The following is a 12,853-nucleotide window of genomic DNA, read 5'->3' as shown; positions in this document are numbered from 1 at the left end:
GATCAGGAGGAGGACACCGCCGCCCGCAAGGTGCTCGGACGGATGTCCCTGCCCGAGCGGAACTTCGTCGCGGACGCGCTGCGCACCGAGACCGTCGGCGGTGTCCTCCTCCTGATCGCCGCGGTCACCGCGCTGATCTGGGCCAACGTCCCCGCCCTGCACGACAGCTACGAGAGCGTCAGCCACTACCACCTCGGCCCCGGCGCCCTCGGCCTGCACCTCTCGGTCGCCCACTGGGCCGCCGACGGCCTCCTCGCCGTCTTCTTCTTCGTCGCCGGCATCGAGCTCAAGCGCGAACTCGTCGCCGGCGACCTGCGCGACCCCAAGGCCGCCGCCCTGCCCGTCGTGGCGGCCCTGTGCGGGATGGCCGTACCGGCACTCGTCTACACGCTCACCAACCTCACCGGGGGCGGCTCGCTCCAGGGCTGGGCGGTGCCGACCGCCACCGACATCGCCTTCGCGCTCGCCGTCCTCGCGGTGATCGGCACCTCCCTGCCGAGCGCGCTGCGCGCCTTCCTGCTCACCCTCGCCGTCGTCGACGACCTGTTCGCGATCCTGATCATCGCGGTCTTCTTCACGGCCGGCATCGACTTCGTGGCGCTCGGCGGGGCCGCCATCGGCCTGGCCGTCTTCTGGCTGCTGCTCCGCAGGGGCGTGCGCGGCTGGTACGTCTACGTCCCGCTCGCGCTCGTGATCTGGGCCCTGATGTACAACAGCGGCGTCCACGCCACGATCGCCGGTGTCGCGATGGGCCTGATGCTGCGCTGCACCACCCGCGAGGACGAGAAGCACTCCCCCGGCGAGCACGTCGAACATCTCGTACGCCCCCTGTCGGCGGGCCTCGCGGTACCGCTGTTCGCCCTGTTCAGCGCGGGAGTCGCCATCTCGGGCGGCGCGTTGGGCGACGTGTTCACCAAGCCCGAGACGCTGGGCGTGGTGCTCGGACTCGTCGTCGGCAAGGCGGTCGGCATCTTCGGCGGGACCTGGCTGACGGCCCGTTTCACCCGGGCCTCGCTCAGCGACGACCTCGCCTGGCCGGACGTGTTCGCGGTCGCCTCGCTGGCCGGCATCGGCTTCACCGTGTCGCTGCTCATCGGGGAACTCGCGTTCGACGGCGACCAGATGCTCACCGACGAGGTCAAGGCGGCCGTCCTCGTCGGCTCCGTCATCGCGGCCCTCGGCGCGACCGTGTTGCTCAAGCTGCGCAACGCCAGGTACCGCAGGATGTACGAGGACGAGGAGCGCGACGAGGACCTCGACGGCATCCCCGACATCTACGAGCAGGACGAGCCGTCGTACCACCTGCGCATGGCGGAGATCCACGAGCGCAAGGCCGCCGAGCACCGCAGGCTCGCCGCGGTGAAGGCCGCCGAGCGACGCGCGCTTGCCGAAGTGGCGGGCGGGGCAGGCGAGGACAACGACGGTCCGGCATGATCTGACCAGACGGTACAAACACATGCCGGTACAAACACATGCGGAAGAGGGAGTACGCGATGAGCGCACCCGACGGCAGCCCGGTCGGCGCCGAACGCAGCATCGGCCAGCTGTTCGCCTCGGCGACGACCGAGATGTCCGCGCTGGTGCACGACGAGATCGCGCTGGCGAAGGCGCAGCTCAAGCAGGACGTCAAGCGCGGTGTCGCGGGCGGCGGCGCGTTCACGGTCGCCGCGGTGGTGCTGCTGTTCTCCCTGCCGATGCTCAACTTCGCGCTGGCGTACGGCATTCGCACCTGGAGCGGCTGGAACATGGCGCTCTGTTTCCTGCTCTCCTTCGCCGCGAACGTGCTCGTCGCGGTCGTCCTCGGGCTGGTGGGCGTGCTCTTCTTCAAGAAGGCCGCGAAGAGCAAGGGCCCGCAGAAGGTGGCCGCTTCGGTGAAGGAGACCGCGGGCGTCCTGGGCAACGCCAAGCCGCATCCCCGCGCGGCGATCGAAGACCGTGTCCCCGAAGCCATCGAGGCTGTGGCACGCTCGTCCTCATGACGGACCCCGCCAATCCTTGGGCGCAACCTGCTTCGGTCGTACGGCTCGACATCCCCGGCGGGCGCGAGGTGACCCACCGGGATGTCGCGGCCAACGGCGCCCGCTTCCACATCGCGGAGGTGGGCGACGGACCGCTGGTCCTGCTGCTGCACGGCTTCCCCCAGTTCTGGTGGACCTGGCGGCACCAGCTCGGCGCGCTGGCCGACGCCGGGTTCCGGGCCGTCGCCATGGACCTGCGGGGCGTCGGCGGCAGCGACCGCACCCCGCGCGGCTACGACCCGGCCAACCTCGCCCTCGACATCACCGGCGTGATCCGCTCGCTCGGCGAGCCGGACGCCGCGCTGGTCGGGCATGACCTGGGCGGCTATCTGGCGTGGACGGCGGCCGCGATGCGCCCCAAGCTGGTGCGCCGGCTCGCCGTCTCCTCGATGCCGCACCCCCGGCGCTGGCGCAACGCGATGCTGTCCGACGTCAGGCAGTCGGCGGCGAGTTCCTACATCTGGGGGTTCCAGCGCCCCTGGCTCCCCGAGCGGCAACTCCTCGCCGACGACGCCGAGTTGGTGGGCAAGCTGATCCGGGACTGGTCCGGCGCGAGCCTGCCCGACGACGAGGCGGTCGAGGCGTACCGGCGGGCGATGCTGATCCCGTCGACCGCGCACTGCTCGATCGAGCCGTACCGCTGGATGGTGCGGTCGATGGCACGCCCGGACGGCATCCAGTTCAACCGGCGCATGAAGCGGCCGGTGCGGGTGCCGACGCTGCATCTGCACGGCTCGCTCGACCCGGTGCTGCGCACCCGCAGCGCGGCGGGGTCCGGGGAGTACGTCGAAGCGCCGTACCGCTGGCGGCTGTTCGACGGTCTCGGGCACTTCCCGCACGAGGAGGACCCGGTGATCTTCTCGACCGAACTGGTCAACTGGCTCAAGGATCCCGAACCCGACCGGTGACCGGTCGATGACCCGGGGATCACTCATCGATCACTCATCGATGCCGTTCCGTGACCGGGCCGCTGCGCCCGGTATCCGGATCTGAACACCTGTACTACGAACGGCCACTTGCCTCGCGCATAGGCCAATTGGGGCCCCAAGGGGTGGTTATCGACCTTGGGGCAGGGGCAGACGTCGGGGTATGGGCTGGACGCACGACTACAGTGACGCAGCACGCAATCGCCGCTCGGACCACGGTCTGAGCTCCCACCAACGGGGCGCGCCGCAACTCCAGGGCACGGACCTCAGGGTGGGCATCCCGCGCATTCTGCGCCGCCGGGCCCGCTGGGTCTCGGTACGGCTGCGTCATCCCCGAGGCTGACGCACCCACCTCTTACAGGGCACACCTTTCAGTGCGCGCAGCTCTCACAGTGCGCAACTGTCGCTGTCCACCTGCTCGTTGGCACTGCGCCCCTTGACGATGTCCGGCTGGATCTCGTCCGCGGTGAGCGCGTACCCGGTGTCGGGGTCGTCGAGGGACTTCGCGAAGACCACGCCGTACACCTTGCCCTCGGGCGTGAGCAGCGGGCCGCCGGAGTTGCCCTGGCGGACGGTCGCGTAGAGCGAGTACACATCGCGGCGGACCGTGCCGCGGTGGTAGATGTCCGGGCCGTTGGCCGTGATACGGCCACGCACGCGTGCGGCACGGACGTCGTACGACCCGTTCTCCGGGAAGCCGGCGACGATCGCGCTGTTGCCGCTCGTGGCGTCCTTGGTCGCGAACCGCAGGGAGCGCGCCTTCAGGTCCGGTACGTCGAGGACGGCGATGTCGCGGTGCCAGTCGTAGAGGACGACCTTGGCGTCGTACTTGCGGCCCTGGCCGCCTATCTGGACGGTCGGTTCGTCGACGCCGCCGACGACGTGCGCGTTGGTCATGACGCGGCGGTCGCCGAAGACGAAGCCGCTGCCCTCCAGGACCTTGCCGCAGCTCTGGGCGGTGCCCATGACCTTGACGATGGACTGCTGGGCACGGGTGGCGACCGCGCTGGAGGCGAGGGCCGGGTCGGGCGGCTGGACGTCGTTGATCGGCTCGTTCGCGAACGGGCTGAAGACCTGCGGGAAACCGTTCTGCGCGAGGACCGAGGAGAAGTCCGCGAACCAGGTGTCGGCCTGCGCGGGCAGCGCCCGGGAGACCCCCAGCAGCACCTTGGAGCTGCGGACCTCCTTGCCGAGCGTCGGCAGGGTGGTGCCGGCCAGCGCGGAGCCGATCAGCCAGGCGACCAGGAGCATCGCGAGGACGTTCACGAGGGCGCCGCCGGTCGCGTCCAGGGCGCGGGCCGGGGACCAAGTGATGTACCGGCGCAGCTTGTTGCCCAGGTGGGTGGTCAGGGCCTGGCCGACGGAGGCGCAGACGATGACGACGATGACCGCGACGACGGCCGCGGTGGTGCTGACCTCCGCCTTCTCGGTCAGCGCGTCCCAGATCACGGGCAGCGTGTAGACGGCGACGAGGCCGCCGCCCAGGAACCCGATCACCGACAGAATGCCGACGACGAATCCCTGGCGATAGCCCACGATCGCGAACCACACGGCGGCGACCAGCAGCAGGATGTCCAGCACGTTCACCGGTTCAAGCCTCGCCTCATGACGTCGCGATCACTCCAGGGCCGCCGGGGGTCCGGCCCGCCGCGGCGCGGCTGTCGGATGCCGCGTCCCCCGGGAAGACACAGCACGACGGACACCTTGTCATGACCGCCAGTCGAGGGGGACCTGCTTCTCGGGGTCCCAGGGCCGCTCCCAACCGGAGTAGTGCAGCAGACGGTCGATGACTCCGGCCGTGAAGCCCCACACGAGGGCCGATTCGACCAGAAATGCCGGACCCAGGAAGCCGCTGGGGTGCGTGACGGTGACTCTGTTGGCCGGATCCGTGAGATCCGCCACGGGAACCGTGAACACCCTCGCAGTCTCGTTCGGATCGACCACGCCCACCGGTGTCGGCTCCCGCCACCAGCCCAGCACCGGCGTCACCACGAAGCCGCTCACCGGGATGTACAGCTTGGGCAGCACCCCGAAGAGCTGTACTCCGGCCGGGTCGAGCCCGGTCTCCTCCTCGGCCTCGCGGAGAGCGGCCCGCAAGGGCCCGTCGCCCGTCGGATCACCGTCCTCGGGGTCGAGGGAACCACCGGGGAAGGACGGCTGACCCGCATGCGACCTGAGCGACGTCGACCGCTCCATGAGCAGCAGCTCGGGCCCCTGATCGCCCTCCCCGAAGAGGATCAGCACCGCCGACTGCCGCCCCGCCCCGTCCTTCGGCGGCAGGAACCGGCTCAGCTGCGGCGGCTCGACCGTCTCCACGGCGTGCACCACAGGATCCAGCCAGCCCGGCAGCCCGTCCTTGCTGAGCCCCACACCCTGGGTATTGCTCGCGTGCGTCATCCTCCACCCCCGTTCCCACTGATCAACGCCCGATACCTCCGCGATCGTTCCGTCATACGGCCCCCGATGTCACGCCGTCGTCATGCCGACCCCAGGGGCGGCGCCGGTTTGCCGCCCGCGTCCAGATAGGCCTGCGGCGGGTTCAGGCGCTGGCCCGGATAGCCGCCCTTCTCGTACTTGAGCAGCTTCTTCGCCTTCTCCGGGTCGGTCTCGCCCTCGCCGTATGCCGGGCAGAGCGGCGCGATGGGGCAGGCGCCGCACGCGGGCTTGCGGGCGTGGCAGATCCGGCGGCCGTGGAAGATCACGTGGTGCGAGAGCATCGTCCAGTCGCTCTTCGGGAAGAGCGCTCCCACGGTGGCCTCGATCTTGTCGGGCTCGGTCGCCTCGGTCCACTTCCAGCGCCGTACGAGCCGCTGGAAGTGCGTGTCCACGGTGATGCCGGGCCGCCCGAAGGCGTTGCCGAGCACCACGAAGGCGGTCTTACGGCCCACACCGGGCAGCTTGACGAGATCTTCGAGCCGACCGGGCACCTCGCCGCCGAAGTCCGCCACCAGGGCCTTGGAGAGCCCTATCACCGACTTGGTCTTGGCCCGGAAGAACCCGGTCGGGCGGAGGATCTCCTCGACCGCCTCCGGGTCGGCGACCGCCAGGTCCTCGGGGGTCGGGTACTTGGCGAACAGCGCCGGGGTCGTCTGATTGACCCTCAGGTCGGTGGTCTGCGCCGACAGGACCGTGGCGACCACGAGCTGGAAGGCGTTCTCGAAGTCGAGCTCCGGGTGGGCGTACGGATAGATCTCCGCCAGTTCGCGGTTGATACGGCGGGCACGGCGGACGAGGGCGGTGTGCGATTCACTCTTCACGCCGGACACCACTTTTGCCCCCTTTGTCACTTTCCTGCCGCCACCCTTGCCGCCGTCAGGGCCCTGTTCGCCCACAGCGGAATCACGAGGTACAACCATCCGCCCAGCCCCCTTGGCCTGTGCTCTCACCGGCGATTTGGACACCCGGCCAGCCTAGAGCCCGCCACTGACATCCGCCCCGGACCCCGAAGATCAGCCCCCAATTGGACCCCTGCCGCTTACCTCGGGACACCTGTGCGGCATCCTTGTGACAGATCACACTGTTTGGACGGTCCGGCAAAATGGGGAGCACGGTCCCCTGGTACCAAGGGGGAGCACCATCCCCTGAGCAGGTCGACAAGGAGAGAACTCGTGGACGACGTTCTGCGGCGCGCCCCGCTCTTCGCGGCGCTCGATGACGATCAGGCCGCGGAGCTGCGCGCCTCCATGAGTGAGGTGACCCTCGCGCGCGGGGACTCCCTCTTTCACGAGGGCGACCCCGGCGACCGGCTCTACGTGGTCACCGAGGGCAAGGTGAAGCTCCACCGCACCTCCCCCGACGGCCGCGAGAACATGCTGGCCGTCCTCGGCCCCGGCGAGCTGATCGGCGAGCTGTCGCTGTTCGACCCGGGCCCGCGCACGGCGACCGCCAGCGCGCTGACCGAGGTCAAGCTGCTCGGCCTCGGCCACGGCGACCTCCAGCCCTGGCTGAGCGCCCGCCCCGAGGTGGCCTCCGCGCTGCTGCGCGCGGTCGCCCGCCGGCTGCGCAAGACCAACGACGCGATGTCCGACCTGGTCTTCTCGGACGTCCCCGGCCGCGTGGCCCGCGCCCTGCTGGACCTCTCCCGCCGCTTCGGCGTGCAGTCGGAAGAGGGCATCCACGTGGTGCACGACCTCACACAGGAGGAGCTGGCCCAGCTGGTCGGCGCGTCCCGCGAGACGGTCAACAAGGCCCTCGCCGACTTCGCGGGCCGCGGCTGGCTGCGCCTGGAGGCCCGCGCGGTGATCCTGCTGGACGTGGAGCGGCTGGCGAAGCGCTCGCGCTAGCCACAGCATTTCGTACGACTTCGAAGGGCCCTGCTCGTACGGCGGGGCCCTTCGCGTATCGCCAGGGGTGGGGATGTACGAGGACAAGGCGTCGGATTCGGCCCGGAAACACTCCTGGTGGCGAAGATCGGCGCGCCGGCTGTGGAGAACGCCCGACGACAAGGGCGACCTCGGCGGAAAACCGCTGGGCCTGTGGCTGACGGACGACACCGTCGTCATCGCCCGCGCGGACGGGGTGCGGGCGTTCCGGGCCACCACGGGCGACCCGCTGTGGACCTGGCGGCCGCCGGGCGACCAGGTCGTCGGGCTGGTGTCCGCCGACGCCGAGAGCGGCGTGGGGGTGGTGATGCACTACGACGCCGGCCGGCGCCGGGACCTGAAACGGGTCGGCCTCACCTCGCTGGCGGTGGCCACGGGCGAGGTCGTACGGCGCCGGAAACAGGACACGGCGCCCCTGGGGCACATACCGTCCGAGGTCGCCCTCGGCGGAGGTCTGCTCGCGACGGCGGGCGCGTCCTGGAAGGACGGGGAGGCGCGGCCGGTGATGCGCGCCCTCGACGTGGACACGGGCGAGGTGAGTTGGACATACGAACTCACCGACCCGCGCGTGGGGAGCGCGTCCGTCATCAGCGCCCGCCCTTTCGTGGCCTCCCTGAGGACGCGCGGCGTGCGCGGCGGGCACAGCCTCCTGATCCTGAACGACGGCGGCACGGGGGCCGTGACGCCGGCCCTCCCGGAGGGGTACGAGAGGTTCGGCGAGCAGGTCGCCGTGGCCGGTGACGTCCTGGTGGTGGGCCTGGTCCCCAAGGACAGGGCCGAGCTCGACCGGGGCAACCGGCTCGGGGCGTACTCCGTCTCCTCCGGCGAGCTCCTGTGGGAGTGGCACGGCAAGGAGACGTACCAGGACGGCGTCTTCGCCCACCGGGGCCGGCTGCTGGTCGTGCACGAGTACGGCGGCCGCCTCAGCGTGCTCGACCCCGCCGACGGCAGGGTGGTGGCCCGGCGCAGGCTGCCTGGCACCGCGTTCGACTCGCTCGTCGCCGCGTCCGGCGACCTGGTCGCGGTGGGCTGCGAGGCCGGCGACTACAGCCACGGGTTACGGGTGTTCCGCTGGAGATGACCCCGATCGGCGGCCGGAAAAGCACTCCCCGGGGCCCGCCTCCCGGCACAGTGATCCCATGGCCGGAACCGTTCACCACAGAGGGCTCGACGCCCAGGGATACATCGAGCGCGAGGGCTCCTTGGCGCGCATCCCGCACGCCTTCCGGCCGGTCGTCGCCGGTGCGCGGGACCGGCTGATCGACCTCTACGGGGGACGCCTCAACAGCGCGTACCTCTACGGGTCGATCCCACGCGGCACCGCGCGCGTGGGGCGCAGCGATCTGGACCTGCTCGTGGTGACCCGGCAGGAGCCGACCGAGGAGGACCGCTCCGAGACCCGGAACCTCGGCGAGGCGCTCGACAAGGAGTTCCCGGAGATCGACGGGGTCGGCACGCTGCTGTACGGCCGGGCACGGCTGCTGAGCGAGGCGGAGACGTACGACCTGGGGTGGTTCGTGGCGTGCCTGTGCACCCCGCTGCTCGGGGAGGACCTCGCCGAGGAGCTGCCCCGCTACCGTCCCGACTCGCGGCTGGCCCGGGAGACGAACGGCGACCTGGCCCGCCTGCTCCCCCTCTGGCGCGAACGCATCGCCGCCGCCGAGGACACGGACGAGGCCCGCCGCCCCCTGATGCGCTTCATGTCCCGCCACCTGGTCCGCACCGGCTTCACCCTGGTCATGCCCCGCTGGAACGGCTGGACCAGCGACCTACAGGAGATGGCAGAGGCGTTCGCCGCGTACTACCCGGAGCGGGCGGAGGACCTGCGCAAGGCGGCGGAGTCCGGATCCGAACCGACGGGCGACGCGGGCGTTCTGCGGTCGTACGTCGACGATCTGGGCCCGTGGCTGGCCGAGGAGTACGCGCGCGTGCACGGCGTGAAGACACCGCGCCCGGAGGACGTGGGCACGGACTAGATCAGGCCGTGTTCCTTGAGGTAGTCCAACTGGGCCCGCACGGACAGTTCCGCCGCCGGCCACAGGGAACGGTCGACGTCCGCGTACACGTGGGCGACGACCTCGGCCGGGCTCCGGTGACCGTTCTCGACGGCCGTCTCGATCTGGGCGAGCCGGTGGGCGCGGTGGGCGAGATAGAACTCCACGGCACCCTGGGCGTCCTCCAGGACGGGCCCGTGGCCCGGCAGGACGGTGTGGACGCCGTCGTCGACCGTGAGGGACCGCAGCCGCCGCAGCGAGTCCAGGTAGTCCCCCAGGCGGCCGTCAGGATGCGCCACGACGGTCGTACCGCGCCCCAGGATGGTGTCCCCGGTCAGCACGGCCTGATCGGCCGGGAGATGGAAGCACAGCGAGTCCCCGGTGTGCCCGGGCGTCGACACGACGACCAGCTCCAGCCCGCCGACCCGAACGATCTCCCCGGCCCCCAGACCCTCGTCCCCGAGCCGCAACGCCGGATCCAGCGCGCGCACCTTGGTACCGGTCAACTCGGCGAACCGGACGGCACCTTCAGCGTGGTCGGGGTGCCCGTGCGTCAACAGGGTCAACGCGACCCGCTTGCCCGCCTTCTCCGCGGTGTCGACGACATTCCGCAGATGCCCCTCGTCCAACGGCCCCGGATCGATCACCACGGCCAGCTCGGAGTCCGGCTCCGCGACGATCCACGTGTTCGTCCCGTCCAGCGTCATCGCGGACGCGTTGGGCGCGAGCACGTTGACGGCACGCGCGGTGGCGGGGCCGGTGAGCACCCCGCCACGTGGCTGGCCGGGGAGAGCGGCTGCGTCGGTCATACGGGAGCGCCTTCCGTGCGGGTGCCGTTCGGTGGGGTGGTCATGCGGGCGCCCCACCCAGAGGAATGTGCTTCGTGAACTCCCCGTGGCCCGGCCAGGTCAGGACGACCTCGTCGGCCTCCAGGCTGGCCCGGGCGAGGACCGGGGTCAGATCGCGTTCCGGGGCTGCCGAGAGTGCCTCCGCCGCGCTGCCGTACGGGATCAGGCCGCGCAGGGTCGCGATGGTCGGCGGCATCATCGTCAGGTCGCCCTCGTCGTACCCGGTCGCCGCCTCATTGGGAGTGATCCACACCGTGCGGTCGGCCTCCGTCGAGGCGTTGCGGGTGCGCTGCCCCTCCGGGAGGACGGCGACGAAGAACCAGGTGTCGTAGCGGCGGGTCTCGAATTCCGGGGTGATCCAGCGGGCCCACGCGCCCAGCAGGTCGGAGCGCAGGACCAGGCCGCGGCGGTCGAGGAACTCCGCGAAGGACAGGTCACGGGCGACGAGGGCGGCGCGGTCCGCCTCCCAGTCGGGGCCCGTGGTGTCGCCGACGACCGAGTCGGGGGCCGGTCCGGCGAGCAGGACGCCCGCCTCCTCGTACGTCTCCCGTACGGCCGCGCACACGATCGCTTGGGCGGCCGTCTCGTCGACTCCGAGCCGGTTCGCCCACCACGCGCGCGTGGGGCCCGCCCAGCGGACGTGGTGGTCGTCGTCGCGCGGATCGACACCGCCGCCCGGGTACGCGTACGCGCCCCCGGCGAAGGCCATGGAGGCGCGTCTGCGCAGCATGTGGACGGCGGGGCCGGTGTCGGTGTCCCTGAGGAGCATCACCGTGGCCGCCCGACGGGGTTCCACCGGCGTGAGTCGACCCTCCGCGAGCGCCCTGATGCGCTCGGGCCACTCCGCCGGGTACCACTGACCGTTCGCCATGGGCGGAGGCTATCCCGTAGTGCGCGGATGTTCGAGAGGCAACAACCCGTACCCCTGGACAGCGATAACGCCCGATCCCGCACCCGGGACAGCGACAGCGATCAAGCCGGCTCGTCGTCCGCCCCGGGACAGCGATTACGCCTGCGTCAGCTCTACCTGGATCTCGACCTCGACCGGTGAGTCCAGCGGCAGTACCGCCACGCCGACCGCGCTCCGCGCGTGGACGCCCTTGTCGCCGAGGACCTCGCCGAGGAGTTCACTGGCGCCGTTGATGACACCGGGCTGGCCGGTGAAGTCGGGGGCCGAGGCGACGAAGCCGACGACCTTCACCACGCGCGCGATGCGGTCGAGGTCACCGGTGACGGACTTGACGGCCGCGAGGGCGTTCAGCGCGCAGGTGCGGGCCAGTTCCTTGGCCTCCTCCGCGGTGACCTCAGCGCCCACCTTGCCGGTGACGGGGAGCTTTCCGTCCACCATGGGCAGCTGGCCCGAGGTGTAGACGTACACCCCGGACTGAACGGCGGGCTGGTACGCGGCGAGCGGCGGGACGACCGCCGGCAGGGTCAGACCGAGCTCGGCCAGCCGGGCGTCGACGGCACTCATGCCTTCTCCCGCTTGAGGTAGGCCACCAGTTGCTCGGGGTTGTTCGGCCCGGGCACGACCTGGACGAGCTCCCAGCCGTCCTCGCCCCAGGTGTCCAGAATCTGCTTCGTGGCGTGTACGAGAAGCGGCACTGTCGAGTATTCCCACTTGGTCATGCGGCCGACTTTAGCCGCTGCGAACCGGCCGCCGGTCGTCGCGTTATCCACAGCCTCCCGCTTGGTTCCGGCGCGGACTGGTTAGGCTCGAAGACGTGAGCAGGCTCCAGGTCGTCAGTGGCAAGGGCGGTACCGGCAAGACCACGGTGGCCGCGGCCCTCGCGCTGGCCCTGGCCACCGAGGGGAAGCGGACGCTTCTCGTCGAGGTCGAGGGTCGCCAGGGCATCGCGCAGCTCTTCGAGACGGAGACGCTGCCCTATGAGGAGCGGAAGATCGCCGTCGCTCCCGGGGGCGGGGAGGTGTACGCCCTCGCCATCGACCCCGAACTGGCCCTTCTGGACTACCTCCAGATGTTCTACAAACTGGGCGGAGCGGGCCGCGCCCTGAAGAAACTCGGCGCGATCGACTTCGCCACCACGGTCGCGCCCGGCCTCCGGGACGTCCTCCTGACCGGCAAGGCCTGCGAGGCCGTACGCCGCAAGGAGAAGAGCGGACGGTTCGCCTACGACTACGTCGTGATGGACGCGCCGCCGACCGGCCGCATCACCCGCTTCCTCAACGTCAACGACGAGGTCGCCGGGCTCGCGAAGATCGGCCCGATACACAATCAGGCGCAGGCGGTGATGCGGGTGCTGAAGTCGCCGGAGACGGCCGTGCACCTGGTGACGCTGCTTGAGGAGATGCCCGTCCAGGAGACCGCGGACGGCATCGCCGAACTGCGGGCCGCGCGGCTGCCGGTGGGCCGGATCATCGTGAACATGGTGCGCCCCGAGGTGCTGGACGCGGCCGACCTCGACCTCGTACGGGCCGTCCCGCGCACCGCCGTAGCCCAGGCGCTGTCCGCCGCGGGCCTCGGCGGGGCCCGGCGCGGCGGCAACGCCGAGAAGCTGGTGGACCCGCTGCTCGCGCAGGCCGCGGAGTACGCCGAGCGGTACGCGCTGGAACACGACCAGCGGGCCGTACTCGGCGAGCAGGGCCTGCCGTTGCACGAACTGCCGTTGCTCGCCGAGGGCATGGACCTCGCGGGCCTGTACGAACTCGCCACCGAGCTGCGGAAGCAGGGGATGTCATGAGTCCGGACCCGGCCCGCGAAACGGACCCCGCCCGCCCCCGACA

At 70.9% G+C, this 12,853-nt stretch carries 15 protein-coding genes; 8 read left to right on the top strand and 7 right to left on the bottom strand.

Translation table 11 applies throughout. From position 1 onward, the window contains the following. Nucleotides 1-30: 30 nt before the first annotated feature. The 4 genes from nhaA to AC31A1_RS33575 all read left to right on the top strand — a co-directional run bounded on the left by nhaA (nucleotide 31) and on the right by AC31A1_RS33575 (nucleotide 3,287). Entirely contained in the window at nucleotides 31-1,434 is a 1,404-nt protein-coding gene (gene nhaA, locus AC31A1_RS33590; protein ID WP_489656933.1) for a Na+/H+ antiporter NhaA, read from the top strand. Nucleotides 1,435-1,493: 59 nt separating this feature from the next. After that, the gene (locus AC31A1_RS33585) at nucleotides 1,494-1,979 is read left to right on the top strand and encodes a phage holin family protein (protein WP_327402382.1); all 486 of its coding nucleotides are present in this window, start codon (nucleotides 1,494-1,496) and stop codon (nucleotides 1,977-1,979) included. Beyond that, nucleotides 1,976-2,926: an alpha/beta fold hydrolase gene (locus AC31A1_RS33580; protein ID WP_393751220.1), complete on the top strand. Its 951-nt coding sequence runs from the start codon at nucleotides 1,976-1,978 to the stop codon at nucleotides 2,924-2,926. Before AC31A1_RS33585 ends, AC31A1_RS33580 begins: the two co-directional genes overlap by 4 nt. Nucleotides 2,927-3,107: 181 nt before the next feature. Beyond that, the gene (locus tag AC31A1_RS33575; protein ID WP_078623198.1) at nucleotides 3,108-3,287 is read left to right on the top strand and encodes a hypothetical protein; all 180 of its coding nucleotides are present in this window, start codon (nucleotides 3,108-3,110) and stop codon (nucleotides 3,285-3,287) included. 44 nt (nucleotides 3,288-3,331) lie between these two features. On the opposite strand, the gene AC31A1_RS33570 is transcribed toward AC31A1_RS33575, so the two are convergent. The 3 genes from AC31A1_RS33570 to nth form a co-directional block, all read right to left on the bottom strand. Beyond that, nucleotides 3,332-4,531 (bottom strand): MarP family serine protease, encoded by a 1,200-nt coding sequence (locus AC31A1_RS33570; protein ID WP_489656932.1) that lies wholly within the window; start codon nucleotides 4,529-4,531, stop codon nucleotides 3,332-3,334. A gap of 120 nt (nucleotides 4,532-4,651) precedes the next feature. Continuing rightward, nucleotides 4,652-5,341 carry an NUDIX hydrolase gene (locus AC31A1_RS33565; RefSeq protein ID WP_489656931.1) on the bottom strand — a complete coding sequence of 230 codons (690 nt, stop codon included), beginning with the start codon at nucleotides 5,339-5,341 and terminating at the stop codon, nucleotides 4,652-4,654. 80 nt (nucleotides 5,342-5,421) lie between these two features. Continuing rightward, nucleotides 5,422-6,300 carry an endonuclease III gene (gene nth / locus AC31A1_RS33560; RefSeq protein ID WP_489656930.1) on the bottom strand — a complete coding sequence of 293 codons (879 nt, stop codon included), beginning with the start codon at nucleotides 6,298-6,300 and terminating at the stop codon, nucleotides 5,422-5,424. Between the two features lie 252 nt (nucleotides 6,301-6,552). Between nth and AC31A1_RS33555 the strand changes: the two genes are divergently transcribed. From AC31A1_RS33555 to AC31A1_RS33545, 3 genes are all read left to right on the top strand, one after another. Beyond that, the gene (locus tag AC31A1_RS33555) at nucleotides 6,553-7,227 is read left to right on the top strand and encodes a Crp/Fnr family transcriptional regulator (protein WP_019063754.1); all 675 of its coding nucleotides are present in this window, start codon (nucleotides 6,553-6,555) and stop codon (nucleotides 7,225-7,227) included. A 73-nt stretch (nucleotides 7,228-7,300) separates the two neighbouring features. Beyond that, nucleotides 7,301-8,347, top strand: a complete 1,047-nt coding sequence (locus AC31A1_RS33550) for an outer membrane protein assembly factor BamB family protein (protein ID WP_489656929.1) — start codon at nucleotides 7,301-7,303, stop codon at nucleotides 8,345-8,347. A 58-nt stretch (nucleotides 8,348-8,405) separates the two neighbouring features. After that, entirely contained in the window at nucleotides 8,406-9,242 is an 837-nt protein-coding gene (locus tag AC31A1_RS33545; RefSeq protein ID WP_489656928.1) for a nucleotidyltransferase domain-containing protein, read from the top strand. Here the strand turns inward: AC31A1_RS33545 and AC31A1_RS33540 are convergent. From AC31A1_RS33540 to sp36, 4 genes are all read right to left on the bottom strand, one after another. After that, nucleotides 9,239-10,069 (bottom strand): MBL fold metallo-hydrolase, encoded by an 831-nt coding sequence (locus AC31A1_RS33540; RefSeq protein ID WP_489656927.1) that lies wholly within the window; start codon nucleotides 10,067-10,069, stop codon nucleotides 9,239-9,241. The genes AC31A1_RS33545 and AC31A1_RS33540 overlap by 4 nt on opposite strands. A gap of 40 nt (nucleotides 10,070-10,109) precedes the next feature. After that, complete coding sequence (locus AC31A1_RS33535) at nucleotides 10,110-10,979, bottom strand: NUDIX hydrolase (RefSeq protein ID WP_489656926.1); 870 nt, start codon at nucleotides 10,977-10,979, stop codon at nucleotides 10,110-10,112. A 135-nt stretch (nucleotides 10,980-11,114) separates the two neighbouring features. Further along, nucleotides 11,115-11,582 (bottom strand): RidA family protein, encoded by a 468-nt coding sequence (locus AC31A1_RS33530; RefSeq protein WP_489656925.1) that lies wholly within the window; start codon nucleotides 11,580-11,582, stop codon nucleotides 11,115-11,117. Next, a complete protein-coding gene (gene sp36, locus AC31A1_RS33525; protein ID WP_019063748.1) occupies nucleotides 11,579-11,737 on the bottom strand; it encodes a Sp36 family protein in 159 nt (52 codons plus the stop codon). Before sp36 ends, AC31A1_RS33530 begins: the two co-directional genes overlap by 4 nt. Before the next feature lie 95 nt (nucleotides 11,738-11,832). On the opposite strand from sp36, the gene bagA reads away from it, so the two are divergent. Beyond that, nucleotides 11,833-12,810: an ATPase BagA gene (bagA, locus tag AC31A1_RS33520; protein WP_489656924.1), complete on the top strand. Its 978-nt coding sequence runs from the start codon at nucleotides 11,833-11,835 to the stop codon at nucleotides 12,808-12,810. The last annotated feature ends 43 nt before the right edge of the window (nucleotides 12,811-12,853 follow it).

The sequence above is a fragment of the Streptomyces sp. P5F9 genome (assembly GCF_057961495.1).
This window is presented reverse-complemented; position numbering and strand designations above follow the sequence as displayed.